Annotated in this window: 37 protein-coding genes; 8 read left to right on the top strand and 29 right to left on the bottom strand. The window is 37.6% G+C overall.

The window, feature by feature from the left end; translation table 11 throughout:
• Positions 1-4: 4 nt before the first annotated feature.
• From IGJ95_RS01415 to IGJ95_RS01320, 20 genes are all read right to left on the bottom strand, one after another.
• Positions 5-1,414, bottom strand: a complete 1,410-nt coding sequence (locus IGJ95_RS01415) for a DEAD/DEAH box helicase family protein (RefSeq protein ID WP_438761313.1) — start codon at positions 1,412-1,414, stop codon at positions 5-7.
• 73 nt (positions 1,415-1,487) lie between these two features.
• Entirely contained in the window at positions 1,488-1,709 is a 222-nt protein-coding gene (locus IGJ95_RS01410) for a hypothetical protein (protein WP_137239531.1), read from the bottom strand.
• Positions 1,710-1,712: 3 nt separating this feature from the next.
• Positions 1,713-2,474, bottom strand: coding sequence for a hypothetical protein (locus tag IGJ95_RS01405; RefSeq protein WP_438761311.1), 762 nt, complete (start codon positions 2,472-2,474; stop codon positions 1,713-1,715).
• Positions 2,467-3,708 (bottom strand): hypothetical protein, encoded by a 1,242-nt coding sequence (locus IGJ95_RS01400; RefSeq protein ID WP_438761309.1) that lies wholly within the window; start codon positions 3,706-3,708, stop codon positions 2,467-2,469. The genes IGJ95_RS01405 and IGJ95_RS01400 overlap by 8 nt, the downstream gene beginning before the upstream one ends.
• Positions 3,709-3,858: 150 nt before the next feature.
• Positions 3,859-4,191, bottom strand: coding sequence for an HNH endonuclease (locus IGJ95_RS01395; protein WP_438761307.1), 333 nt, complete (start codon positions 4,189-4,191; stop codon positions 3,859-3,861).
• A gap of 320 nt (positions 4,192-4,511) precedes the next feature.
• Complete coding sequence (locus IGJ95_RS01390; RefSeq protein ID WP_438761305.1) at positions 4,512-4,688, bottom strand: hypothetical protein; 177 nt, start codon at positions 4,686-4,688, stop codon at positions 4,512-4,514.
• Between the two features lie 273 nt (positions 4,689-4,961).
• Entirely contained in the window at positions 4,962-5,378 is a 417-nt protein-coding gene (locus IGJ95_RS01385) for an ArpU family phage packaging/lysis transcriptional regulator (RefSeq protein ID WP_438761303.1), read from the bottom strand.
• 103 nt (positions 5,379-5,481) lie between these two features.
• A complete protein-coding gene (locus IGJ95_RS01380) occupies positions 5,482-6,246 on the bottom strand; it encodes a phage antirepressor (protein WP_438761301.1) in 765 nt (254 codons plus the stop codon).
• Positions 6,227-6,355, bottom strand: a complete 129-nt coding sequence (locus tag IGJ95_RS01375) for a hypothetical protein (RefSeq protein WP_438761299.1) — start codon at positions 6,353-6,355, stop codon at positions 6,227-6,229. The genes IGJ95_RS01380 and IGJ95_RS01375 overlap by 20 nt, the downstream gene beginning before the upstream one ends.
• A 70-nt stretch (positions 6,356-6,425) precedes the next feature.
• Entirely contained in the window at positions 6,426-6,689 is a 264-nt protein-coding gene (locus tag IGJ95_RS01370) for a DUF1642 domain-containing protein (protein WP_438761297.1), read from the bottom strand.
• 65 nt (positions 6,690-6,754) lie between these two features.
• Complete coding sequence (locus tag IGJ95_RS01365) at positions 6,755-6,976, bottom strand: hypothetical protein (protein ID WP_438761295.1); 222 nt, start codon at positions 6,974-6,976, stop codon at positions 6,755-6,757.
• Positions 6,973-7,290: a hypothetical protein gene (locus tag IGJ95_RS01360; protein ID WP_438761293.1), complete on the bottom strand. Its 318-nt coding sequence runs from the start codon at positions 7,288-7,290 to the stop codon at positions 6,973-6,975. Before IGJ95_RS01360 ends, IGJ95_RS01365 begins: the two co-directional genes overlap by 4 nt.
• Positions 7,291-7,306: 16 nt before the next feature.
• A complete protein-coding gene (locus tag IGJ95_RS01355; RefSeq protein WP_438761291.1) occupies positions 7,307-7,501 on the bottom strand; it encodes a hypothetical protein in 195 nt (64 codons plus the stop codon).
• A complete protein-coding gene (locus tag IGJ95_RS01350) occupies positions 7,502-7,822 on the bottom strand; it encodes a hypothetical protein (protein WP_438761289.1) in 321 nt (106 codons plus the stop codon).
• 15 nt (positions 7,823-7,837) lie between these two features.
• The gene (locus IGJ95_RS01345) at positions 7,838-8,671 is read right to left on the bottom strand and encodes a DnaD domain protein (protein ID WP_438761287.1); all 834 of its coding nucleotides are present in this window, start codon (positions 8,669-8,671) and stop codon (positions 7,838-7,840) included.
• A complete protein-coding gene (locus IGJ95_RS01340; protein WP_438761285.1) occupies positions 8,664-9,392 on the bottom strand; it encodes a putative HNHc nuclease in 729 nt (242 codons plus the stop codon). The genes IGJ95_RS01345 and IGJ95_RS01340 overlap by 8 nt, the downstream gene beginning before the upstream one ends.
• Positions 9,393-9,401: 9 nt before the next feature.
• Positions 9,402-10,172, bottom strand: a complete 771-nt coding sequence (locus tag IGJ95_RS01335) for a DUF1071 domain-containing protein (protein WP_438761283.1) — start codon at positions 10,170-10,172, stop codon at positions 9,402-9,404.
• Positions 10,165-10,509 (bottom strand): hypothetical protein, encoded by a 345-nt coding sequence (locus tag IGJ95_RS01330; RefSeq protein WP_438761281.1) that lies wholly within the window; start codon positions 10,507-10,509, stop codon positions 10,165-10,167. The genes IGJ95_RS01335 and IGJ95_RS01330 overlap by 8 nt, the downstream gene beginning before the upstream one ends.
• On the bottom strand, positions 10,502-10,663 hold the full coding sequence (locus IGJ95_RS01325) for a hypothetical protein (protein WP_438761279.1): 162 nt from the start codon (positions 10,661-10,663) through the stop codon (positions 10,502-10,504). Before IGJ95_RS01325 ends, IGJ95_RS01330 begins: the two co-directional genes overlap by 8 nt.
• Before the next feature lie 154 nt (positions 10,664-10,817).
• Positions 10,818-10,946 (bottom strand): hypothetical protein, encoded by a 129-nt coding sequence (locus IGJ95_RS01320; RefSeq protein ID WP_438761277.1) that lies wholly within the window; start codon positions 10,944-10,946, stop codon positions 10,818-10,820.
• Between the two features lie 77 nt (positions 10,947-11,023).
• On the opposite strand from IGJ95_RS01320, the gene IGJ95_RS01315 reads away from it, so the two are divergent.
• Positions 11,024-11,548 (top strand): hypothetical protein, encoded by a 525-nt coding sequence (locus tag IGJ95_RS01315; protein ID WP_438761275.1) that lies wholly within the window; start codon positions 11,024-11,026, stop codon positions 11,546-11,548.
• A gap of 148 nt (positions 11,549-11,696) precedes the next feature.
• Here IGJ95_RS01315 and IGJ95_RS01310 read toward each other — a convergent pair whose 3' ends face one another.
• The 3 genes from IGJ95_RS01310 to IGJ95_RS01300 form a co-directional block, all read right to left on the bottom strand.
• Positions 11,697-11,843: a hypothetical protein gene (locus tag IGJ95_RS01310; protein ID WP_438761273.1), complete on the bottom strand. Its 147-nt coding sequence runs from the start codon at positions 11,841-11,843 to the stop codon at positions 11,697-11,699.
• A gap of 189 nt (positions 11,844-12,032) precedes the next feature.
• Entirely contained in the window at positions 12,033-12,311 is a 279-nt protein-coding gene (locus tag IGJ95_RS01305; RefSeq protein ID WP_438761271.1) for a hypothetical protein, read from the bottom strand.
• The gene (locus IGJ95_RS01300; protein ID WP_438761269.1) at positions 12,292-12,495 is read right to left on the bottom strand and encodes a helix-turn-helix domain-containing protein; all 204 of its coding nucleotides are present in this window, start codon (positions 12,493-12,495) and stop codon (positions 12,292-12,294) included. Before IGJ95_RS01300 ends, IGJ95_RS01305 begins: the two co-directional genes overlap by 20 nt.
• 275 nt (positions 12,496-12,770) lie before the next feature.
• Between IGJ95_RS01300 and IGJ95_RS01295 the strand changes: the two genes are divergently transcribed.
• The 3 genes from IGJ95_RS01295 (at position 12,771) to IGJ95_RS01285 (ending at position 14,907) form a co-directional block, all read left to right on the top strand.
• Positions 12,771-13,196 (top strand): helix-turn-helix domain-containing protein, encoded by a 426-nt coding sequence (locus IGJ95_RS01295; protein WP_438761267.1) that lies wholly within the window; start codon positions 12,771-12,773, stop codon positions 13,194-13,196.
• Between the two features lie 20 nt (positions 13,197-13,216).
• Positions 13,217-13,645 carry an ImmA/IrrE family metallo-endopeptidase gene (locus tag IGJ95_RS01290; RefSeq protein WP_438761265.1) on the top strand — a complete coding sequence of 143 codons (429 nt, stop codon included), beginning with the start codon at positions 13,217-13,219 and terminating at the stop codon, positions 13,643-13,645.
• Between the two features lie 80 nt (positions 13,646-13,725).
• Complete coding sequence (locus IGJ95_RS01285) at positions 13,726-14,907, top strand: tyrosine-type recombinase/integrase (RefSeq protein ID WP_438761263.1); 1,182 nt, start codon at positions 13,726-13,728, stop codon at positions 14,905-14,907.
• A 161-nt stretch (positions 14,908-15,068) separates the two neighbouring features.
• Here the strand turns inward: IGJ95_RS01285 and pepV are convergent, their stop codons facing one another.
• The gene (gene pepV, locus IGJ95_RS01280) at positions 15,069-16,487 is read right to left on the bottom strand and encodes a dipeptidase PepV (RefSeq protein WP_438761261.1); all 1,419 of its coding nucleotides are present in this window, start codon (positions 16,485-16,487) and stop codon (positions 15,069-15,071) included.
• A gap of 142 nt (positions 16,488-16,629) precedes the next feature.
• On the opposite strand from pepV, the gene IGJ95_RS01275 reads away from it, so the two are divergent.
• The 4 genes from IGJ95_RS01275 (at position 16,630) to IGJ95_RS01260 (ending at position 19,042) form a co-directional block, all read left to right on the top strand.
• Positions 16,630-17,457, top strand: coding sequence for an NAD(P)H-hydrate dehydratase (locus IGJ95_RS01275; RefSeq protein ID WP_023518972.1), 828 nt, complete (start codon positions 16,630-16,632; stop codon positions 17,455-17,457).
• A gap of 14 nt (positions 17,458-17,471) precedes the next feature.
• Complete coding sequence (locus IGJ95_RS01270) at positions 17,472-17,930, top strand: acyl-CoA thioesterase (RefSeq protein ID WP_010736541.1); 459 nt, start codon at positions 17,472-17,474, stop codon at positions 17,928-17,930.
• A gap of 83 nt (positions 17,931-18,013) precedes the next feature.
• The gene (locus IGJ95_RS01265) at positions 18,014-18,184 is read left to right on the top strand and encodes a hypothetical protein (RefSeq protein WP_010736542.1); all 171 of its coding nucleotides are present in this window, start codon (positions 18,014-18,016) and stop codon (positions 18,182-18,184) included.
• A 183-nt stretch (positions 18,185-18,367) separates the two neighbouring features.
• On the top strand, positions 18,368-19,042 hold the full coding sequence (locus tag IGJ95_RS01260) for a GntR family transcriptional regulator (RefSeq protein WP_438761259.1): 675 nt from the start codon (positions 18,368-18,370) through the stop codon (positions 19,040-19,042).
• A 70-nt stretch (positions 19,043-19,112) separates the two neighbouring features.
• Here IGJ95_RS01260 and IGJ95_RS01255 read toward each other — a convergent pair whose 3' ends face one another.
• The 5 genes from IGJ95_RS01255 to rpmI form a co-directional block, all read right to left on the bottom strand.
• Entirely contained in the window at positions 19,113-19,757 is a 645-nt protein-coding gene (locus IGJ95_RS01255) for a hypothetical protein (protein ID WP_023518970.1), read from the bottom strand.
• Positions 19,732-21,861 (bottom strand): hydantoinase/oxoprolinase family protein, encoded by a 2,130-nt coding sequence (locus IGJ95_RS01250; protein WP_010736545.1) that lies wholly within the window; start codon positions 21,859-21,861, stop codon positions 19,732-19,734. The genes IGJ95_RS01255 and IGJ95_RS01250 overlap by 26 nt, the downstream gene beginning before the upstream one ends.
• 35 nt (positions 21,862-21,896) lie before the next feature.
• Positions 21,897-23,234 (bottom strand): citrate transporter, encoded by a 1,338-nt coding sequence (locus IGJ95_RS01245; protein WP_142432881.1) that lies wholly within the window; start codon positions 23,232-23,234, stop codon positions 21,897-21,899.
• 355 nt (positions 23,235-23,589) lie between these two features.
• Positions 23,590-23,949, bottom strand: coding sequence for a 50S ribosomal protein L20 (rplT, locus tag IGJ95_RS01240; RefSeq protein ID WP_019723984.1), 360 nt, complete (start codon positions 23,947-23,949; stop codon positions 23,590-23,592).
• A 53-nt stretch (positions 23,950-24,002) separates the two neighbouring features.
• The gene (rpmI, locus tag IGJ95_RS01235; RefSeq protein WP_010736566.1) at positions 24,003-24,203 is read right to left on the bottom strand and encodes a 50S ribosomal protein L35; all 201 of its coding nucleotides are present in this window, start codon (positions 24,201-24,203) and stop codon (positions 24,003-24,005) included.
• Between the last annotated feature and the right edge of the window lie 62 nt (positions 24,204-24,265).

Below are 24,265 nucleotides of genomic sequence, written 5' to 3'. Positions count from 1 at the left end.
TCGTTTAATACCTAATTTGTTGTTTTTTCTTAGGTTTGTTGATACTACAAGCCCAATGTGCTAAAAGCGCACTATCCATAAGACTGATATCCATATCTTCAAATTGCGATTTATAACCAAACCCACCGTTTGAACCAATATTTCTTTTCTCACTGTTCGTAACGACTTGTGTCAGCGATGGTTGATCGCAGTGACAGATTCCTTTTTGAAAAATCCCCTGCTCCCAAAGTGAATTGGCAGTGATGATTTCTGATACTTTTGGTAAAATGGGCTCTTTTAGTTTGAAATCCTTCATTTCTTCAGCAAGGATATTTTGACTACCTGCTCCATCGATCACCACTTTCTCTACATTGGCTTTTTTAAGAAAATTGATGATCCATTGATTTCCATTTCTGACTGATTGACAGTCGATAGCTTCAACGAATATTTTTCCGGACAAAGTTCGCACAGCAATACTCATCGAGACATTCGCTCCATCGTTTCCGTATTTAATTCCAACGTATAACGGACCTTTCAATACAGGCAAAGCATTCACTTTTAGTGCTTGCCAGTCAGCTTCTGATATGGCTGATTTTTGGTTGTATTTTGGCCAGTATCCAAGTCGCTGAACATTATGATCTAACTTATCTTCACCGAGTTCGGCTTCAATTTTTCGTTCATTCAAATGATATCCCATTGAAGGGTTGGAATTATACCAAGCTTCCACGTCATGAATATCTTTGATTTCATCAACCGACCATTCTGCCCAGCCTGAATACTTTGATTTCCCAAATAACGTGTTCTCGCGATAATTAGTGAACACTGTACCACTTGAAACGGGTGTTGGCGGAGTTCCGCACATAATAGTCAACGGGTTTTCGCTGTCAGTAACGGTATATTTCAAGGCTGACTCTTGTTCAGTTGTGTATTCTTGGGCTTCGTCAATAACCAGAAAATCAAAGCCTTCACCAAGCCCACCGCTAGATGTTCTAGTCCGAAATTGGATCACACCACCTGTTTCATATAACTCTAGCCGTTCCTGTCCTTTAGCTTTAATCGAATTGAAATCTGTTCCTTCCACATAACCACATTCTTCAAGATATTTTTTGAGTTTTTCAAATGAAGAATGAGACGTGCTGATTCGATGAGCCGTGTGCAAGACGTTTAGTCCATTTTCCAACGCCCATATTTCGAGATCGTAAACAATTTCCGTTTTACCATTCCGACGAGGTATAGAAAATCCAAATTTTTGGTGAACCCATAATCCATCATCATCAATAGCCATGATCGCCTTTAGCATATTTACTTGCCATTCGTAGCATTTACGACCCGTCCGCTGATAATAATCAACCGCTTCTTGATATAGAGATTTGTCATATGGCAATATTACCGATTGAGTAGGATGCTGATTACCAAGTCGTGCTTTAGTAGTCATAAATATCCCCCTTCAATCTCAATCATGCATGATAACCCTGTCGCTGGGATGATAAAAAGCCTAGTAATTATGCCTAATATTGCATATCTGTCAATATTTGTTGTTTTCCAACTTCTAACATTCCAACCAACGATAAACTTTCTTCTTGACTAAAAAAGGTTTCTATCGAACCAGAAGGATATTCAACTGTGATAGAGATTTGTTCAAAATCTTTTACTTCTTCGAACACCCATTTCAAGAATTCTTCATTAGTTTGACCACGTTCTTTTTTTCGTTTTGCTTGTTGAAAATCCAATGCTTATCCCTCTTTTCTTATATTCAACATTTTTCGTACACTAATTTTCTCTTGTTTTTTAGGGTCTTTCCATCGTTTAGACCAAACATCTTGCTGCCTTCCGTCCCCTGGTTTGTAATCTACTGTGCACCTACAACGCTCGTGTCGTCTGTAAATATCGTCTGGCACTTCATAATAATCATAAGTCCCAGATAAGTTCTGACACCACTCACAAGCATGTCCTGAAACTCTACGAGTAATTTGAGGTTGTAGGCCTGCTTTTGCATGAAACCCCGCATTGGTTTTGATTCCGTCATCTACAATGCTTTGACTAAAATTTATAATCGGCTCATCTAAAAGCCATTTGATTGATTCAAAATCTTCCTCGTTTGAAATTCGATTGATTATCCCATCAATACGATCTTGATTAAATTCTGGAATTTGTCCTTTTAATCTTAGTTTCGCCGTACGATTCAGTTCTGTTTGTACATCAACGATAAAATTAGAAATCAAATCGTAATTTTTTTTCATTGTTGGATTTAAAATTCTATCAGCGATATTGAAGTACATTTTGCCATCTGGAAGAACTTCCGTAGTGATTTTGGTTCTTAAAACATCGGACAAAATTTCACCTATTTCTATTGCAAAATGGTTCGCATCCAGATAGGTAGCTCTTTTGTTCTTTAAACGCTTCACTATTTTTTTCAATTTCTTACTTGCATAAGTACGCTCATTAAACGCCTCCTGAATGTCTTCAAGTAAAGCTGGTACAATATCACTATCCATTGCTTTCAGCTCCCTTAATTCCCGTCAAATCTCTTAGAACTTCACTATCCACATATCCTTCAATCGCTTGATTTAATTTAATTACCCCATCACCAATCAATGAAAGTGAATTGGCATCCGCTTCAAACAGCGGTTCCCATTTAGGAATAGTTTTATTAAATTGATAGCGATAATAAGGATACTCATCACGTAAACAAGCAGCGACATAAGCAACATTCAACAAGCCTGAGCCAAGCGAACGCTGTGCTTTTCGACCAGCCAAACGTAAATTTTCATGACTCGCTTTAATTGCTTCCACACTAGATGGATTATCAGAAACAAACCCTAAATCATCCATCGTCAGACCCATTTCCCCAGCAAAGCCAGCAGCTGCTGTTTTCAGTTGTTCGGTGAAAGGTGTCATGCTTGATGTCGTGAATTGCCCAAGCGTTGGTTTCTCGCCGTCTTCACCTTTTGTAAATTCAAGCATCGCTGATACAGTGGCTTTCCAACTATCAAGCGGTTCAGAATCAGGATCTGTACCCACAACATATTTTTGTGGAAACGAATAAAATTCAGCAGTCACATCAGCTCGTTCAAGTGTTCGTTTAGCATAGCGCTGATAATACATTCCTGAACGAGTAATGCGTGAACGCCCAAAGGGACGAACAGGATCCGGTCGATGAATAACCGGAACCAATAACGGATAGTTAAAATTATGTTCAATTCGATTATCTTCAATACTGCTATCAGCATAATAATAATCTGTATATCCGGGACCAAAATACGCCTCGATGGTCGGGCTATTGTACTTATCTCTTTCAAGCACCGCATATCCTTCTATCAACAAACCAGTAATCGGATCAATGACACCAGTTGCATTGATCGCCTCAATAACTTGTAAACGTGGCATATCATCCTCACCTTTTGAGACATAAACAAAAGCGCAAGATGCAATCAAAGCTGAAAGCACTGCGCTATCGAAAAACACATCTGGGTTATTGGCTTGAAAAATTTCATTTACTTCAAAATCATCATTAGCAAATTCACGAAAAACTAGACGATCAGCGAGGGCATCCACGCCTTTTGAACACCACCCCAAAACTGATCGATATTTTGATCTGATAGCTGGCGGAATTGTTATTCCAATAGGTGGATCATAATGTTTCATCGCATATTGCTTATAACGCATATCCACACGACTTTTGTGCGTGTTTAACTTATTTCGCAAGTATTCAATGCCTTGCAATTCCATTTAATCAACTCCTTTCAAAGTTCGCGCGAGAAAAAATGTACAGTGACTGCGTGAAGTACGAATCAACCACCGGAGGGGGTGGTATGCCCCCATATTCTCTCACTCACGGCTTTTGATTTTGTTTTTAATAACTTTTATACATATTTGCTTTTAATCTCTATATAAAGCCCAATCAAGGCTTTGAGGAAGGTTCCTGTTCCCTATTACTTTTTGTTCTTCTTTTTTATTATTGAATAGTTTGTCTGACTTCTGTCTGTTACAAGTCCAATGCGCCAGCTGTAAGTTTTCAATCGCTGAAGGATGACCGCCTTTGCTTATAGGAATAATATGATCAATAACTGGACTCATTGGATCAGGAGCTTTCAAATTCTTATTGATTGGTTTTCCACAAATCCCACAAACATTCTCAGTCTTAAGCAGTCTCTTTCTATTCTTATCGAATGCAACACGGTGAGCGCCATGTTTATCAGCTCTAAGAGTCATAGAACAATTCTCCTAACCATTACTAGCATTAAATGATGAAAATAAATGTCCATAATATAATTTTTTTATCAGCAAGTGATCCGCTGAAATAATTATACAAAGGTGAATAATATGCAGTTTTATTTTTTCAACGATAATGTTGATGAACACAATCGTCATGAAGTCCATACAGATGATTGTAAATTTCTTCCCGATATTTATAATCGGACATATATTGGATTAGAAGATAGTTGTAGAGATGCTATCGCTACAGCTAAACAAGAATACCCCGAAAAGTCCTTTGATGGTTGCTATTATTGCTGTAGGCCATGCCACAAAGGTTAATTGCCATGAGGAGCAGTTTTATCTGCTTCTCTATTTTTTTGTACAACTGATCTATAATGTTCTACTGAGCGACACTCAATCACTTTCTCTAAATGATTTTGATAAACTTTTAAAGTCTCTTTCAAATGTTTATTTTCCTCTAACAAAAATTGTTTTTCTTTTTCTAAATCCATATGATTACCTCCGATACATCAATTAAACAGACAGCAACCAGTTGAAACAAATAGAGAAACACATAGTAAGGAGCGTTTCCACTTCCTTTACTGTATTTTTGTTTGGTTGCTGTCTGTCAAAGCTTAATTACAACGATGAGGGAGATTTCCTCCCTTCAAATTGTTTTTGTCGAAGTCCTGTTTCCTAATCTTTCGACACTATCATAATATCACGTTAAATCGTTCAAAAACCCTACACTTTCCCTACAAAATCCCTATAAAAATCCTACAAAATTATAGATAAGCAATCAACGATCCTTTTTTATACGCTTCTGCAAATTCAATTAGTGCATTGGATTTTAATTTCTCTACATTTTTCTCTCCGTAACCGCAAATCAATTGACCGATTTCATAATTTGAATGCTTTTCAACGTCGCAGAAACTATAATAAAGTATCTGTCGGCTAATCAAACTAAGTGCCATTAAAGCTCCTAGAATCGCATTTCGTTCTGTTTCAGCATCTGCTAATTGGATCATGGCATCTTCTGCTCTGTTTCCATGACTAGGAACTTTGGGCATATCTGTTATAACTGGTGATTTAATATCTACCAAAGAGCGACCTGCTATGCGCTCTAAACGTCTAAAATTCTTTAAAACACTTCTAGCATTATCCCTTGTTTGTTTGAAATTGACTTCTCGTAATAAATTCATCAAGCAAAAACGCTCCTTTTGTGTTATAATTAGAGAAGCTTCTAAACAATTACCCTTTTATGTAATGACAGCCAATTACTGGCTGTCTATTTTTATGTTCTTTTTAGGAAACGTTATCCCATAAATCCATTTGGGGATAATGTCCTTCATCTTTCAATAAATTGTAAATAAATAATCTACCTTTTTGTGTCCACTTCGTACTCATAACTATTTTAACCGTACCGTCAGATTGCTTGATTTCGCTTGTATGTGATTTTGTATAACCGCAATTCATATGCTTTTTATAAAGTAACCATTGACCACTAACTTTTCGTTGTACGCTTAATTGATGTAATAGTTTATTTAATTGGATGGCAGACATACCATAATCTGCCGCAATCTGAGTGGTACTTACGGTATCTTTTGAAGCTAGAATTGTATCAAGGTAAGTGATTTTAGGCTCATACTCCGCTACTTTTTGTTCGGCTATCAATCGCTTAGTTCGTTCTTCTTTTAGCTTAGTTGCTACCTCAATCAATAAATCAGGATTGTCTAGTAGTTCGTCTGTGGCATACATACCGTGTTTTCTAATTTGTGGTAGGACTTCTGTTGCTAACCAGTCTTGGAATTTTTGAGCTAAAGCATTATTTGCTTTGAATGCTAGTTTATACACCATTGGTTCACTGATAAAGTCGTTTTTCCCAACTTCTTGGGAAAGATATTTCCTCAAATATTTATTTACTGTTTCCCATCGGATATATTCTTTTCTGCTTTTTATTTGAGTAAATCCCAAACTTCTTGCGACTGTTTCTACATCAAATAATGTTTCTCCATTTTCAGTTTTAACTGCTAATTTAAATAAGTTATTTTCAAATTTTTGTAGATTCACTCTGTTTTTCTCCCTTCTTCAAATGCTTTGCATTAGCCATCCCATTCTGAATGGCCTTTTGTTCCAAACGGCGCTTTTTCTTTTTGATCTTTGATTTTGTTTTACCCATTAATTTTTATTCTCCTCTTGGATAATTACTAACATGACAATGAAAAGTACAATAAAGATAAAAGGATAAATTATTCTGCTTCCTCTTCCACCGGCACGGCAAATGCCCAGTATCTTTCATCGATTGCTTTGATTTCGCGTTCTGTAAACTTCATATCGTCGAAGTCATTATTATCGGCTAATTCAACTCCATTACGAGTTTTCATTAGATAAGCTTCTTCAATGCCTGCTGACACAGTTATCTCTGGAAAATAAACATAATACAACGGCTCTTTCTGGACCTCGTAGCCGTCTTTCATACGGATATAGCCATGGTGTCTCACGCTTTGAATCACAACAAAAGCATTCGACTTCTTGATCAACTTCTGGAATAAATTTCTTTTTTTTACTCATTTTTTATTTACCTATTTTTCATCCAAGCTTGATTAGCTTTACTTCTTTTTGTTTTGATAATCTTCTTTTGATTATTTGGGGGAGTAATCACCTCAACTACTTCACCACCGCAAACATATGCTGCTAGTTCAGCTAATTCCTTTGTTTCATAGCGCTTAGCATGCGACAATCTAGTTTTCCCATTATTCTCTTCATCCATGTAACACATGGCTTTTACGACGTATGTCATAGCTCTCTCTCCTTCACTTTGTTTACTTCACGCCATTTTGACCAGGTTGTGTTTCCAATTCCTCCGAGCGCTTCACGGATAGCTTTGACAGAGTAACCAACTTCTCTTAGGCTTCGATAGTCCTCGTAAGTAAAGCAATCAAAATCCATTTTTGGTAATGGTTTGGATTCGTCCATTGTGTCTGCACCAATCGTTTCAGCAATTTCTTGTACTAATTTCAATTCTTGATCAGATAATTCTTCAACAGAACGACTGCCAATGATTTCTAGCATCCGTTTTCTTCGCTCTCGTTTTTCTTGCCTTGTAAGAACCATATCACTACTCCATTTGCTAATTTCTAAATGCCCTACGCACTGTGTACGCTTCGTTAATGATTTTCTTCAACGTATCCGATGGATAGATTCGATATTTTGCCTTTTTAGCATCTTGCTCATACATCAAAGTAAATTGTTCTATCATTTCATCATCAAGCGAAAATCTCGGCCTTTTCTTAGGTGTCCCACCTGTTTGTTTTGGCTGTCCCACCTACACGACCACTCCTTTTTGTTGGATTTCCAAATGTTTCTGTAACCCTCGGTAACACTCATCGAATGTTAAAAGGGAATACTTCCTCTTTTGTGTATGAAGTCCATCTTCTCGCTTCTCAAGGACACGTTCTAGCTTTGTAGGATCTACGTATAGCGCATAGTAAACACGCAATTTGCTCCAGCTCGAAGGATCATTTTTTATTTGGTCTTCGGTTAAATCTTTTAGCTGTCTATAAACTTCTTGCAAACATTGACGTTCATCACCTTGTTTACATTCCCCCAGTTTTTTTAACAGCTTGAGATAGTTATATTCTTTCAAAGTATCACCTCACATCTAGAAAGGAACATCGTCATATCGATGCGCTTCTCTTTCTTGTCTGAGCCTTTCTTGTTCTTCATAGTCTGCTAACCATTTGGGGATAGGCTCTTTCCTAACAGGATTCCTTTTGAACGATTTAGGCGAATTTTCAGCCTTCCACGCTTCGTCTGCTAACTTCGCATCGTCTACCGTTTTGACACCACGTCTTTGCCAATCATTCAGCTTTTTAACCACATACCCAGCCGTATGTCCGCCATCTCTTGCTGAAATCTCAATGGCGTATAGAATAACCTCAAGGGCGACACCGTCTTCTAGAAAGCTCTGCACTCGATCGATGTTTTGAGGACTATCCATTGGTTTAATTTTTTGTTGGTAAAGTTGTGAGATCTGAGCCATCGCTGCTAGCATGCTTGTAGTCTCTGTGGTAGTCTCTGGGAAGTCTATGGTATTGGTGAGGTCATTTTGACCTGATCCATTGGTGCAATTTGACCCATCCGTCGGGTCATTTTGACCCAATCGTTGGGTCACCTCTTTGAGCTTGTCATAATCAATGGAATACCAAATCGTTTTATCAAATCCTGCTTTGTTATAATTTTCTTTAATTATTAGATTCTGCTTACTTAAAGAAGTCAAAGTGCGTTTAACTGTTGCTATGCTCCAAAATGGAAATTGTCCTTGCCATTCTTCATAAGTATTATGAATCCATCTCCTATTTTTAATCATTTTTGCACTTTTGCTATTCAACCAATAATGGAGCTGTTGCAAAATAATTGCTTCGTTCAGCCCAATGACTGTCGCTAATTTAGGCAATACTTGAATAGGATAATCATCAATTAGTAACTTACTCATGAGTACCTCTTTCTTGCTTATATCTATCATCAAAGCTTCTTATTTGATTCATATTCATCACACCAATTCGTATCAAATCTGCGCTATTCAAATAAATAGGATGAATTTGATACTTATTCATAAATTGAGTAACACCCATATTGTGCGCCTCGTTATGATGTTTCCGACATAATGCTGTCAACGGAAACTTGCGATGATCAACTTGTGATCTCTTTCTATTGCCTACCGCTTCTAAATGGTGAATATCTGCTCCAGATTGTCCGCATATGACACATTTGCGGTGTTTACAGCATTGATAGTGATAAAACTGTTCATGCTTTGGTAAAATTTCATAAGATCGTGGAAAAGGAACATTCCATTCAAACATGAAATCAAGTACCATTTCAATTAAGTTATTCACCTCTGCCACACTTGCATCTGATTTATCTGCGACACTTATTTCTGTAAAATACTGGATCACATACTCTTCTTTGAAATAATCATTTAACTGACTTGTTGAAGTACCAGACCATCTATGGATATCTCCTAGCAAAGCCCAATATAAAAGCCTTTGGGCTTCGCTAAACCTTCGAGGATCTGGTAGCTTCAGAACACCTAAAACTGCACGTAAATCATTCGAATACATCGTTTTTAATCGCTCAATATTTAAGTCTTCTTTTAACTGTACAGTTAACAATCGTTTTTCTTTGTTGTAGTTTGTTATAACGAATGATTGTTGCATCTAATCACTTCACATTGGTGGATTTGTAGGATCAAATAAAGAATCCTGTTGATCGTTTATTATTTCATCATGTTCAGTTGATGCTGATGACTCTTCTTTCTGTTGCTCTTCCTTTACTTTTGCTTTCATTTTTACTAGCGCATCGGAAGCTGTTTGTATCAATACCTCACAAGTTTCTACATCAATATCTTCAAATTTCCCAGCATATTGTATATTCGTTAAGAATCTCGTCATCGCTTTTTGTTGTGTCATCTTAGCAAGCCTTGCATTTTCAGCAACTAGTTTCTTAGCCTCATCTCGTTGCTCCTTCGTTGCCTTTGGCAACATTGGTAAATCTTCACCAGCATAGATATAAAGACCCAATCCAAACATCGCTAGATTTTTTACTAAACAACGCATAATCGTCTTATTGACATCAAACATTGAAGCTTTTTCAACTGTTATACCCTTTTTGTTTCTTGTGTCGTACGTATAAGACTCTGATTTCATTGCTTTGTTTGAGTTATCCATGACTGGCAACCACATTTCATGCGTGATCCCATCTATTGTGACCTCGGTAAAAACCATATATCCTGTGTTCTCATCAAACACATAGGGCAAGTTATTCTCAAATTTCAAAATTCGATAGGTAGCGTCTGGATAACGTTCTTTAACAGCTTTCCATGCCCACGCCCATGAAAGATAGGACAATTCAGTACTTCCTGTTTTCTTTTTTTCAACGTATGGATTTACGTTAACAGCATTTAGATTTAGAAATATATTCTCTTTTTCTTCACTCACCAAATATCAACTCCATTTCTCGAATAAAGTCTTTTCCTTTACCTGCAGGTAAAATTTCTATCCAGTAACCATCGTATTCATCTAATACATCTAACAAACCATCACGAGTAACTATTACCCATTCTGGACGATTCGTTTGTTTGGTTAGATGTATCAAATGCATTTGGTCATATTTGTATACGAAGTTTCCGAAGTCATCTTGGTCATTATCTAGATGTTCACTAGTTAGCACATTTTTTCTAGGTTCTAATTTCAAACCATAATTATCTTCTTTGGTAGGATTCCCAAAATTCGGATTGGTAATATAATTGTCTAGTGACTGTACAAAATTATTCATGCTCAGTCACTTCCTTGAGTGTAGAATTAGCAAAATAAGTCAAAACTAAAGTAATGAAGTAAATCCAACCATATCGAATGTTAATAGTGGCGAAGCACATACCCACACCAACGAGGACATATGCTCCCTTCACATTAATTCGTGTTTTTTTCATTGAAATTCCCCCTTAACTGATAAAAGAACTGGAACGTCTTGTTTGTTGCATTCTTCGATTAATTCATCAATAAGATTTTCAATTTTTTTATTCATGTGATATAATTCTCCCGATATAATTTTTGGTTTGTGACTCATTGCTTTTGACGGCTGAGTCACTTTTTTATTTCTTGCCACTTCTTCTGGCGTTCACGCCATTGTTCCCCTAGTAATCTAGGTTTCATTTCTTTGTGGTATTTCTGATTTAGTGCTCGCATCAAGTATTGATGCTCTTGTAAGGTCATTTAATACCTCCTTCGTTTATTGAATTTCTCCATTTCTATTTGATAAAATATTTTTATAGAAATGGAGGTAAAAACATATGAGTATTTCTGATTGGATTCAGATAATAGCAATAGTAGTATCTTTAGTAATTTCAGTGATTTCTATTCTTCAGACAAGAAAATCATTGAAAATTACTGAAGAAAATATAAAAGCTGAAAGTAGACCCTATCTATCTTTTTATGTGGAGTACTCGCAAAAAAATCCAGAACATAAGTTTTTTGTAATAAAAAATTTTGGAAAGACTGCTGCTAAAGTAAATAGAATTTCTTTTGACAAAAACTTAGACAAATATACGGACCGATTTAAATTTTCTTCACTTATCGGTGGAACTATAGCCCCAGGACAAAAATTCACTTCGTTTATCGAACCAAATTACAAAGAAACACTTACTGTAATACTTTCTTACGAAGACGTTAATAAACAAGAATACGAAGAAACATTCGTTGTTAAAACTGATATTGCTTCAAGCTTACTTTGGGTTAAAGAAGATACTCCAGAAAAAGCAATTCGTGAAACTGGAAAAATATTGATAAAAACAATTAAAAATTCTAGTAAAAAATAGAATAGTATTCTTTTATCTATTTTCTTTTTTTGTATTTTTCTATTCTTTTTATTATTCGATAATTGTCTATTAACAGAGGTATTGCAACGATCAAATAAATAGCTAATGCTATCATTAATATTAATTCCTTCATCTTTTCCCTCTTTCATTAGTAATTTTTTAAGAGCTCTGCAATGGCTGCAACCATTGCGGAGTTTTCTTCTTTTACAGCATCTTCCATAGCTTTTTCAGCCATCTTTAAAATGTTTAACTTGATATCTAATATTTCCTTTTGCTTTTCTGCATATTCTTCCATTTTTCTCACCTCCTTTGTCTCTCACCGTCACCACCTCCAAGAAGAGGAGTTGCTCATGCAAGTAGGTATATGTGCGAATTTAGTTTTTTTTTTTGTAGTTTTTGAAGGAAATCGCAACTCCTCTTTTCGGAAGTGATGAGTGTAGAACAATATACATGTTTAATACTTACAACACTCTGTCCGGGAGTCTCATCTAATTAATTTATGCTTGTGTAAATATTCGAATACTTCTTTTTTATTCCAACATTCAGTGTTTCCTTTTATGTGATAAGGAAATCCTTCAAGGTAACGAAACGATTTGTCAAAAGTATCTGGGTCACAGCCGATAGCGGCTGAAATTTCTTTTCTATTGAGAAGGAATTTTTCCTCGTCGTTTATTTCATCTAAAATTTCACGAATAGCTTTCCTTAATACAGACTTCAACATTTCTTTGAATGACTCGACAAAATCAGTTGCAAATAGGTTCATCGTTGTCCACTCCTAAATTAATATCTAAAAGTTCTTCGATTTGTTTCAAACGTTCCTTTGGTTTTCTTTTTTCAGTGAAGATATCTCGTAAATAAGTAACTGATATACCCATTTGGCGAGCTAATTCTCGTTGACTCCAACCTTTCTTGACTAATGCAATTAATACTTGTTGTTTTAAAGTCATTAAATATCATCTCCTTTTTGAAACGAAAATTTTACATTGTTTTTTTACTTTAAGATTGACACTCGATGTAATATATTGCATAATGTAAGCATAGGAAATACAGCGCACAAAATGTGAGCTTTACTTATGTCTGGGGAGACTATTAAGTGATTACTTATTTGCTTTTTGTGCGTCTTAAATATCTTGCTTACAAATAAAGTATAATGCAATATTTTACATAAGTCAACTTAAAAATGTAAAATTTTACTTTTTTGTAGTCTAGGAGGAATAAAACAATGCTTTTAGATAGAGTTGACAATCTTATTAAAGAAAAAAAAATGACCAGAGCAGAATTAGAAAGAAAGCTAGATTTTAGCGCTGGAAGTTTAAGAAATTGGAATAAAAGTACTCCATCTGGAGATAAAATACAAAAAGTAGCAGATTTTTTTGATGTTAGTACTGATTACTTATTGGGAAGAACTGATAAACGTCGCTACTACGACCTCACTGAAAAAGATGAAAGAGATATTCAAAGAGAATTAGAACTGATTATCGAAGATATGAAAAATTCCGATGCAATTGCTTTTTCTAAAGATACGGAAGAACTTTCCCCTGAAGCACGTGCCGCAATTCTTTCTTCGATTGAAGAATCATTACGTATCGGAAAAGCTCTCGCAAAGAAGAAATATACTCCTAAAAAATATCGTGGTAATCAACAGTAACAAACTGGGGGAATTGTCATATGCTTTTATCAGACGTGCCGTATAAAATAAAGAAATTGAAAAAGCATTATGGGACCAATGATCCATTCAAAATAGCTGAAAAGAAAGGTATCACTGTTCTATATGGCTATTTTGGTGAGGAAGTATATGGATTTTATACAAAAAATCGACGATGTAAATTTATCCATTTAAACGCAGAATTGCCTTATCAAAAAATGCTTTTTGTTTGCGGTCATGAATTGACTCACGCTATTTTTCATCCAGATGATAACACAGCACAAATGACCGCAAGCAGTCTTTCTTCTACATCTAAAATAGAAGCTCAAGCCAATTGCGGTGCAACCCATTTATTGATAGATGGTTCACATATAGACGAACTCTACTGTCCAACGAAACAAGACATCCTTAGATTTTATGGAATTCCTCTAGAAATGGAGTGTTTTTTATAATTAAGCATCTTGGCCATGCCGTTTAGGAGGTGGTGCCAAATTCTCTAAAGCATTCTGTCCGGGAGCAAAAGGAGAATACTATGGCAAAATATAGAAAAACAAAATATCCAAATATACTTATTTATGAAATAAAAGCAGGTACTCGTTATCGTATACGTAAAAAAGTGCGTATAGCCGGTAAAGAAAATATTATTGATGAATCTGGTTTTAAAACTATTGCACATGCAAAAGCCCGACTAAGAGAAATTGAAGAAAGCATCGATAAATCCGAAATAGATTACATTCGGTCTCACAAATTAACTGTAACAGAATATTATAAAGAATATGCAAATCGTAAAACTATGTCTCACGTTTGGTCTATTGAATCTAGGTGTAGTAATGATTCTCTTTTCAAAAAACATATTGAACCTATATTTGGTAATATGCCATTAAGTAAAATAAAACGAGATACTTACGAGATTTTCATTAACCAAAAACTTGAAAAATTGAGACGACGATCTGTTCAATCTATCCATATCATGTTTATGGCTTTGTTGAATGATGCTGTTTACAACGGTATTCTTGAACGTAATCGATTGCAACGAGTAATTATTGGAAGTGGTACTCTTCCTGAAAAGAATAAACGTATATCTCTTCAAGAATATCAACAATGGATGAAGATGGCAGAAAAAATATTGACAAAATACGAATTTTCTATGATTTATCTTTGTGTTTTTGGTTTACGTCGAGGTGAAGTATGCGGATTACGTTTATCTTCAATTCGTTACAGTGACCATCCAGAATTAGCAACACTACACATTGCGGATAGTCGCACACAGCGAACTCAAAAATATGGTAAAGGCGGGCTCAAAACCTCAAGTAGTAATAGATACATCGTTTTAGACAAAAAAGGTACAGAAGCAATCGAGTGTATTATTCATGAAGCGAAAGAAATAAAAAAAGACTATGGACAAATTTTACACCAAGAAGATTTTCTCTTGCTAAATCCCACAACATGTAATCCATTTTTTCCTAGTCAATTAAATCGGCTCTTTGATAAGGTTTCAAAGAGTTGTAATATAAAAATCTCTCCGCACATGTTAAGGCACTTTTTTGCAACTCAAGCAGCAATTGCTGGTGTCCCTAAAGAACATGCCGCAGCTTATTTGGGCCATAAAAATAAAACTATGACAGAATACTATACACATATTCAAAACGAGACTGCTACGGATGTTATTAATATCGTATCAGACAGGTTAAACAGTAGTAATTCTGGGAAATAAAAAAGCGGTGTGATTTTTGGCGATATTTCAAAAAATATCACACCAAAATCACACCACCATTTCTATTTTCAACTTTTTCAAGCATCTTTTAAAAATTTACTTTATTGATTTTAGGCTTATTTCAACGATCGAAAAAAATAAAAAACGACTAAATTATTTATCTAACGTGCCAAACGGTAGATGGCATCTGCATAAATCGCTGTAGCACGGAATAAGTCATCTAGACTCATAAATTCATTTGCTTGGTGCATTGTATCTGTGTAGCCTGGAAACATTGCGCCATACGCAACACCGCGTTTTAATAAGCGTCCGTATGTGCCGCCACCGATGATTTGTTCGTAGCCTTTTTCGCCGGTATGATCTTCGTAGACTTGTAATAATGTTTCAACCAACGGATCATCCATTGGTACATAATGTGGTTCCATTACACGGGCACCACGAGTAACTGACGCACCTTCGTCTGCTACTGTTTTGTTCAGTTTGCTTTCTAATTCATCTGTGGTTGTGCCCTTAGGAAAACGGAAGTTCATGTTGATATAGTTATCGTCTTCTGAACCATTTTCTTTAAACGCAAACAACCCAGCGTTCATTGTTAGTTTACCCATTTTTTCGTCTTCGTGGGCAACGCCTAATTTCTCACCATAAAAGTCTTCATGGACGTAAGTAGCTGCCACATGGATGAATTGTTTAGCTGCACCAATAAATTCATAATCATCAAGGAAGCTCGCTAAGAAAGAGCCGGCATTGATCCCAGATTGTGGGCTTGCGCCATGTGCTCCTTTTCCGACTACGTTGATCGTAACAAATGTATGCTCTGCTTCGATCGAACCGTTGATTGGGTTTGCTTCAACAAATTCATAAAATGCCTTTTCTAAAGCAACTGCTGCATCTGCGCTTGGTACTTCGATTTTTGCAATCGCTGTTCCTGGCACCATGTTTTCACGTAAACCTGACGTAAATGATTTCAATACATAGTCACCGGCATTATCGCCTTTAAAACGGAATGCGAAAGAAACATTGCCTTTTTCTCCGTTGATGATCGGAAATTCCGCATCTGGTGAGAAACCGAAATCAGGTTCTTCTTCATGTTCAAAGTAGTAAGCCATATCTGCCCAACCACTTTCTTCGTCACTACCTACGACAAAGCGAACTTTTTTCGATAATTCTAAATCTAGGTCTTTGATGATTTTCATCGCATAATAGGCAGCCATACTTGGTCCTTTGTCATCACTTGACCCACGAGCAAAGATTTTTCCGTCTTTGATCACTGGTTCGTAAGGATCAGTATCCCAACCATCGCCAGCAGGCACAACATCCATATGCCCAAAAATCCCTAAGGTTTCGTCTCCTTCACCTAGATCGATGTGTCCTGCGTAATTGTCCACGTTTTTTACAACGAAGCCATCACGTTCACCATAAGCAAGCATGTGTTTCAATGCGTCACGAGGCCCAGGTCCAAATGGTGCATCTGCAGTTGCTTTTGAATCATCACGTTCACTGCTTACGCGTAAAAGATTTTTTAAGTCTTCAAGCAAGTCTTCTTTACGTGCTTCGACTTCTTTTTGCCAATTGATTGTCATAAAGTTACTCCTCCACTCATTCAGTCTACGAGTTCATCATAACATAAATCAGACAAATTGTTTAAAAAATCAGACAACGGATAAACGAAACAGTTTTTTCCCTAAATATTATGGGCTATAATGAAAAAAAGGAGGTTTTCTCATGGAATTAAATGAACGATTACTCCAACAAGTGATTACTCCTCGTCCTGTGGAATCCCATAAAGGTACGTTTGGAAAAGTCGTACTGATTGGCGGAAATGAACAGTTTGGCGGTGCGATCATCATGAGCGCTTTAGCAGCTGTCCATAGTGGGGCTGGCTTGACAACTGTTGTAACAGATCCTAATAATCACGTGACCGTCCATAGTCATTTACCAGAGGCAATGGTAGGGGATTGGACAAATAAAGAAACATGGCATTCGGCTTTTGAAGATGCCGATGTCTTACTGATTGGTCCGGGATTAGGGACCAACCAACAAAGCCTTGAACTTCTGCAATTTGTCCTGACAAATCAAACAGAAAAACAATGGTTAGTCATTGATGGTTCTGCTTTGACACTGCTCGCTACGTATTCGCTGGAGCTTCCTTATCCAGAGCATACCGTTCTCACACCCCATCAAATGGAATGGCAACGCGTCAGTGGATTGCGTTTAGATGAGCAATCTGAAGAGAATAATCAGCAGAAGCAACAAGAATTAGGGGCATCTCTGGTTTTAAAAAGTCATCAAACAACGATCTATGGGCAAAATGGCATCTATTACAATACAGCAGGTACACCAGCTATGGCAACAGGTGGTATGGGGGATACGTTAGCTGGCATGATTGCTGGTTTTTTAGCTCAGTTTCCAAAAAATGACCAAACGATCAGTGCCGCTGTCTATTTGCATAGCTTTATCGGCGATCAATTAGCAAAAGAGCAGTATGTCGTTTTACCGACTCAAATCAGTCAGTACATCCCAAAATGGATGCATTATTTTAGTCAAAGATAAGAAGGAGCATAACAATGGAAAAATATACCGGCTACCTTAGAGAGCCTTTTTATTATGAAACCGATCAAATGGGTATCATTCACCACAGCAACTATATCCGCTGGTTCGAAGAAGCACGTGTTGCCTTGTTAGAACACTTGGATTTTAGTTACAAGAAAATCGAAGAACAAGGCATCATCATCCCTGTACTAGGCGTAAGTTGCGAATACAAAGAGATGATCCGTTATGGGGACAAAATCTTGATCCAACCGATTATCGAAAGCTACACAGGCACACGCTTGAATTTCCGTTATGAGATCTACGACACAGAAGATCAGCGTTTACGGACGACCGGTACAAGCCAGCACTGTTTCTTACTTGCAGAAAATCAACGTTTAGTCAAACTAAGCCGTGTCAACCCTAGCTTGGATAGTCTGTTTAAAACTTATGCAAACATCGACGCAGCCCCTGATTCTGCAACAGAAATAAAATAAAATAAAATAAAATAAAAAATAAGTGTTTATTCTTGCCTTTTAACCCCCGATTTGTATAATGGAAAGAAAAAAAGCAGGTGATTATGATGTATGTCGTGAAAGTACTACACGGTTATATTGATAAAACTGGCTGTCGCACACGTGAAAAAAACCCGGAAAACTTGCTTGTCTTCAAAGACAAAAAAGAATCAGAAACCTTTGCCAATCAAATCGGTGGTCGTGTCAAACAACTGCAGGAAGTTCGCCCAGATTGACTGTTGCTTTCGTGAAAGGATGAGATGTTCGCACTATGGATATGTATTGAAAAGAGTCGACAAACCAATTGTTTGCGGCTCTATTTTTGTGTTTCCGTTCGCTGTTCCTATTGCTTCCTCCCTTATTCTGTTCCTAGTAAAGGATATGCTATACTGGATATAACTTTTTGAAAGGGGTGTTCTATGGGGAACAATTTGCAACAACAAGCATACGAAGCTATCAGACAACAAATCATCTATTCTGAATTAGCTCCAGGGAGTAAGATTTCCGACAGAATCTTAGAAGAACAACTAACGATTGGACGCACGCCAATTCGAGAAGCATTGATCCAACTTAGAAATCAGGAATTGATCAAAACAATTCCTCAATCCGGTACATATATCTCAAAAATCGACATACGTTCCGCAGACTTGGCACGTTACATGCGAGAAAAATTAGAACAACCGATTTTACAAGAGTGCAGTGCTAAAATGAACGATACCGCTCATCAACGCTTGGAGATGATTTTAGAACAGACGGATCAAGCCATCTTGGCACAAGACAAAAAAACCTTCTTTCTTTTGGATAAAGCCTTTCACCAAATGTGTTACAAAGTTGCGGGGAAAGAAGAAATATGGACTTGGCTTGAAATCTATAGCACTCGCTTAGATCGTTTCCGTTGGTTGCGTTTGACGATTTCTGAATTAGATTGGGGCCGTGTATTAGATGAACATCAAATCTTATTGAGAGCCATGAAAGAACACGCACTTGATGAAGTGGGATTTCTTTGTAACCTCCACCTCCATATGATCATTGAGGAACAAGAACAAGTGATCCTTCATTATCCGAATTATTTTGAAGCATCCTCTGAAGGATGATTCAAAAGAGGCGTAACGCTCCGCAATTTTTAGGAACGTTTGCGCCTTCTTTTGCCTTATTCAAATAGATTTACAATGACTGAACAAGTCGCTCACAGAGTAGAGGATCATACGGCCAAATCATAGCGACTTCTAACACATATGGTGAAAATCCTACGTTATTCAACTTCTCCGAAAAGCTCATCGCTGCAATCTCACTCAATGTTCGGATCTTAGACTGATGGCGATACCCAAAAAATCGCCATAGTTCTACAGTTTTCTGTTGGGTATACAATGTAGGATCGCATGTTTCAAGATGATGATACAATTCATGTGCTAAAATCAAAGAAGTCACTTGTTCCAGTGGGAGAGCAGTGATCTTTTCCTGTTCAAACTTCTGGATTGGTTCTGTCATTAAACAGATCCCCGTTGTTTCATCGTAAGTGGCGAGTGTCAAACGATCATTCCGCCATGCTGTTTCTCCATAGGAGATAGCGACATTTAATGTACGACAAAGCGCATGAATATTTCTTGTATGGTACTTTCGATAAATCAGTTCTGCTAACCTTTCTCCACATTGTCTCGCCAGTTCTCCCCATGCTCGTTGCTCAGAAAGTGAGAGTTTCCCTACTAAAATCTCTCGTTTAAATTGATAATCACACCACTGTTTATCAGAAATCGTCATTAATTTTGAAATCAACTCATCTAGTTTACTTTTGCTTGATATTTCCCGCAATCACGATCACTTCTTCCGCTGGTTCCAACATCGCGATTTCTAACTCCATCAAGAGTTGTAGTTGTTCAAATTCTGTCGCTGAAAAATCTGCGACACGCGCGCCGATACATAGATAAAATTCCGGTCGAGCAATCAGCTCCGTCTGATAGACCGCAAGTTCTTCCCATAATTGTTGGACAGCGGAGAGATACTGTTCAGCTGTAGTTTTCAGACATTTTGCATACCCTCTTTGAACTTTGATGAATCCTTTTTGGTCGATGATCCGTAATGCGCCGATTGAATGTTCTGGACTATTTTCCCCAACCACATAGAAGTAGTCAGTATTCGCTAATAAACGAACATCTTTGAGGGACATCCGTAAATCTTCTGCAGCTAATGTCAACGCCTCTGTTTCACTGATCTGCTTTGTTAAATCAGTCGCTTTGACTTCCGTTGAACCTGTAGCAATTGCCGTCACTTTCGATGTCTGTGGATCAATTTCAACATGGACCTCAATCGATTCTGGTGTAGCGCCAGATTCGATTGCTTTATTCATCGCTTCATTTTTCAATCCTCGAATATCTTCTTTACTTGGAGAAGGAATGATTCGTTCAACCACATCTCTCACCATCGCTAATGCCACACCGATAGATGAGATCACTTCCGCATTTTCTGGTATTGAATACTTAACACCCATTTTCTGACTAAAATAAGTAATCAAGGACGCTGCTCCACCGCCTACCCCAACCAAGGAGATTTGCTCTTTTTCCAATTGATATTTTTCTGCCAGTTCCAAAATCACTGGTTCGATTTTGGCATAAGCTTTTGCCATGATCTGCTCAGCGATATCTTCCACAGAAGTCTGACAATAAGCTGCTAAAGCTTCCATGGCTTTTCTTGCGGCTTGTGGATCACCATAAGAAAAGTGTTCTTCTTGGACAAGCCCAAGAACATTCGCTGCACATGTATTGGTAATAGTGACCTCTTTTCCGTCTGCCAAAATCACTTTGACATAATCAGCCGGATCTCCCTCAATGGGTGAGAAAAAAACGATTTTCGGTTGATCGATTTTTTCAATCGGTGTGAATACAGCATAATCCAATCCAGCAATATGGGCTGAACGTGGTCCCACATCAAGGATCCCTGTGCGATCTGCCCGAACCATTGAACCACCGGCCACACCTAAGACACGAACATCTAACGATGAAATATAGGTCGCATGACCGCCGACCACTGAGTAATCGATGGCTGGACGCCCATTCCTGATAACACCAATATTAGTCGTTGTCCCTCCAACTTCAAAATACACACCATTCGAGGCACGTAAATACATCAAAGAACCCATGACAGAGGCAGCTGGACCTGAAAGCATCGTTAATACTGGTCGCTTCTTCATTTCAGCAATTTCCATTACACCACCATCACCACGCATGATCATCAAAGAAACATTGACACCGGCAGTTCGAACGGAACGTTCAGTTGATGTCGCTGTTTCTAACATTTTAGGTAAAATCGAGGCATTGATCGCTGCCGTTCGTGTTCGTCTCGTCAAACCATAAAGCTTTGTGATTTCAGAAGCCATCGTTGTTGGTATCCCTTGTTCCGAAGCAAGTGAATAGATGACTTGTTCTGGTTCACTATTATCTACGCCAAAAGCCATGGAAGAAACTAAAACTTCCGCCTGTTCTTTTTTAAGTGTAGCAATCGTCTCTAACACTCGTTCATTTGTCAATTGTTTGATTGGCAAGAACACATTTGCAATGTCTATTTTTCGATTATTCCCTAAATCAATCGGTGCTAATCGAGTTTGTCTTTTTGCCAAAAAACCTTCGAACCCGCCCTTTGCCATTCCGATCACTCCTACTTTTGCCACATCTCCTTCAATCAAGGCATTCGTTGCTTGAGTTGTAGAATGCGCGACAAAAACAACATCCTCGGGGCTGATCTGATTTTCTTGCAAACAATTTTGGAACGATTGTACGACCCCTGCAGCTACACCCTCTGGATGGTGATGCGTTGTTTTAACAGATGATTTACCGATGACTTCATGTGTCGCATTGTCGATTGCGACTGCTTTTGTATGGGTACCGCCTACATCAATGCCCATTCTTACTGCACGCTTCATTTTGCATCCTCCAAATTTTTTACTTTCTATACCTATCAAAAATTACCATAAAGGATCAACGTCAAGATACAGACGATCACACCGATCGCCCACCCTGTCGGAATCGATTTTTTCATGAATTCACGAGAGGAAACCTTTGTATACCCTAATCCCCATGCAATCCAGGATTGAGTGATATCTAAATGCTGTGGCGCAATGGTCGTCGTCGCAAATAACGGAAATAAGAAGGCCACAGGCATTGTCGGATTGACTGCTAAAACTACTGCTAAAATCGCTGATCCCGAACCGACTAGACTCAACGGACCACGGAAAAAACCTAGAGGCGTCAACAATGCAAAGGCAAGTGCCAACACAAAAGGTGTCTGGGGAATAAAGTCTCCCAAAATCGCAGAGAAATAAGAAGAAGCATATACCGCCGAATTATTGAACATCGCTAAAGTCATCAAAAAGCCAACCATCGGTGCTACATCTGTTGCTCCATCTGTAAATAATTTAGCGAATTGCCGACAGATCTCCTTGTATCCACCACGTAATTTCCCAGTAAATAGCAACGCCCAGATCCCTGCCAACATGAAACCAAGAATAATCGGAATTTCTAATAACACCACTCCCAACACAGGAATAACGACTGCCAACCAAGAAATCATTGGCGCTTCCCCACCTTCTCGTGGAAGTTCAGCTGCCATTGCATAGCGTTTCTTCGGGTTCATTGATATATTAGCTACAAGCAAAACGATTACTAAACTTACGATCATGCCAATCATTCCGATTTGAAAGTAATCATTGTATGTATAATTTTCAGCCGCAGAATTAAACCCTGCATAGATCGTTTGGTATTGCTTGAAATTGACAATATTTGCAAAGATCCCTGCCATAATCGAACCCATGAATGCAAATAGAGCAACAGGTGCAGCAATTCCTAACGACATCAAAATCGGTAAAACGATCACGGCAATTGAAATCACTGGGCCGATCCCGGTCATCGACATAAAAATAATTGACGTTACAAGACATAAAAGGCTCATCGTGATCCGCGGTTTATCACCGCCAAGCTCTACGACTTTTCGAATCAATGTAGCCGCTATCCCACTATCTACCAATACTCGACCAAAAAAAGCACCAAAGAATACATTCACTAAAATCGATTTCGCATATTCCGCTGGACCAGTAGCATATACATGGGTCAACACATCAATGACTGACTGTCCTTCCATTGCGGCATTCGGTGAGAAAAAATTACCAATCAGCGCCAATCCCATCCAAATCGTCGCCATGATCGCTAAACCAACCATCAAATTAAGTCCTTTGACACAATACCAAACCATAAAAAAGAACGACAAAATCAACAACATGCCAATAATCATTTCGCTCATAGACTCACTCCATTCTATTTCATCCCACTGATATATCAGTTGCTTCATTTTACCCTACAAAGAAACCGCTTTCATTAAATATCAACGACAGAATAAGTACATATGATTAAAAAAGATTCATTACGAGCTACTGAAATGTTTTTTGAAAAAACATTTCAGTCAGATAACTATATACAAAGATTCATTATCTAAGACAAAAAATGAGCTATGGTCACCTTTCTTTTCAAAAAAATATCATGTACTTTATCTATTTGGTTATTTCAATTTATTTGTACATAACAGAAATTTTATTGAAGTTTGTTAGATATAAAAAAACACATCCAGAAAACCTGGATGTGTTTAGCTATTCTAGCGCTTATTTAGCTAAAGCATCTTTTGCTTGGTCAGCTAATGCAGTAAATGCTGCTGCATCATGGACAGCCAAGTCAGCTAACATTTTGCGGTTGATGTCGATTTCAGCTAATTTCAAACCGTGCATCAATTTTGAGTAGCTTAAGCCATTCATACGAGCCGCTGCATTGATACGAGCGATCCACAATTTGCGGAAGTCGCGTTTCTTTTGACGACGATCGCGATATGCGTAGTTGTATGAATTCATTACTTGTTCTTTTGCTGTTTTAAATAAAGTGTGTTTTGAACCGTAGTAACCTTTTGCTAATTTCAGCATTTTTTTGCGACGTTTACGAGTTACTGTTCCACCTTTTACACGTGCCATGTATAATTCCTCCTAATAAAAATAAATCTTTAAATTTCAATTATTTTACGTTCTTATTTCATTTTTGCTAGTTGTTGACGAATACGTTTGAAATCGCCACTAGAAACCATGCGCGCTTTACGTAATTGACGGCGTTGTTTTTTAGTTTTGCCGTGGAAACGGTGACTTGTAAACGCACGGAAGCGTTTCAATCCGCCTTTACCAGTACGTTTGAAACGTTTTGCTGATCCGCGGTGTGTTTTTTGTTTTGGCATGACTATATTTCCTCCTCAAAATCTTTCGTTATCCGACTATTGACTGTCCAACAATCAGTTAG

This window comes from Enterococcus sp. AZ156, from assembly GCF_051714165.1.
Classification (GTDB): Bacteria; Bacillota; Bacilli; order Lactobacillales; family Enterococcaceae; genus Enterococcus_B; species Enterococcus_B pernyi.
Note: the sequence above shows the minus strand (reverse complement) of the source record. Positions and strands in the feature narration are given on the sequence as shown.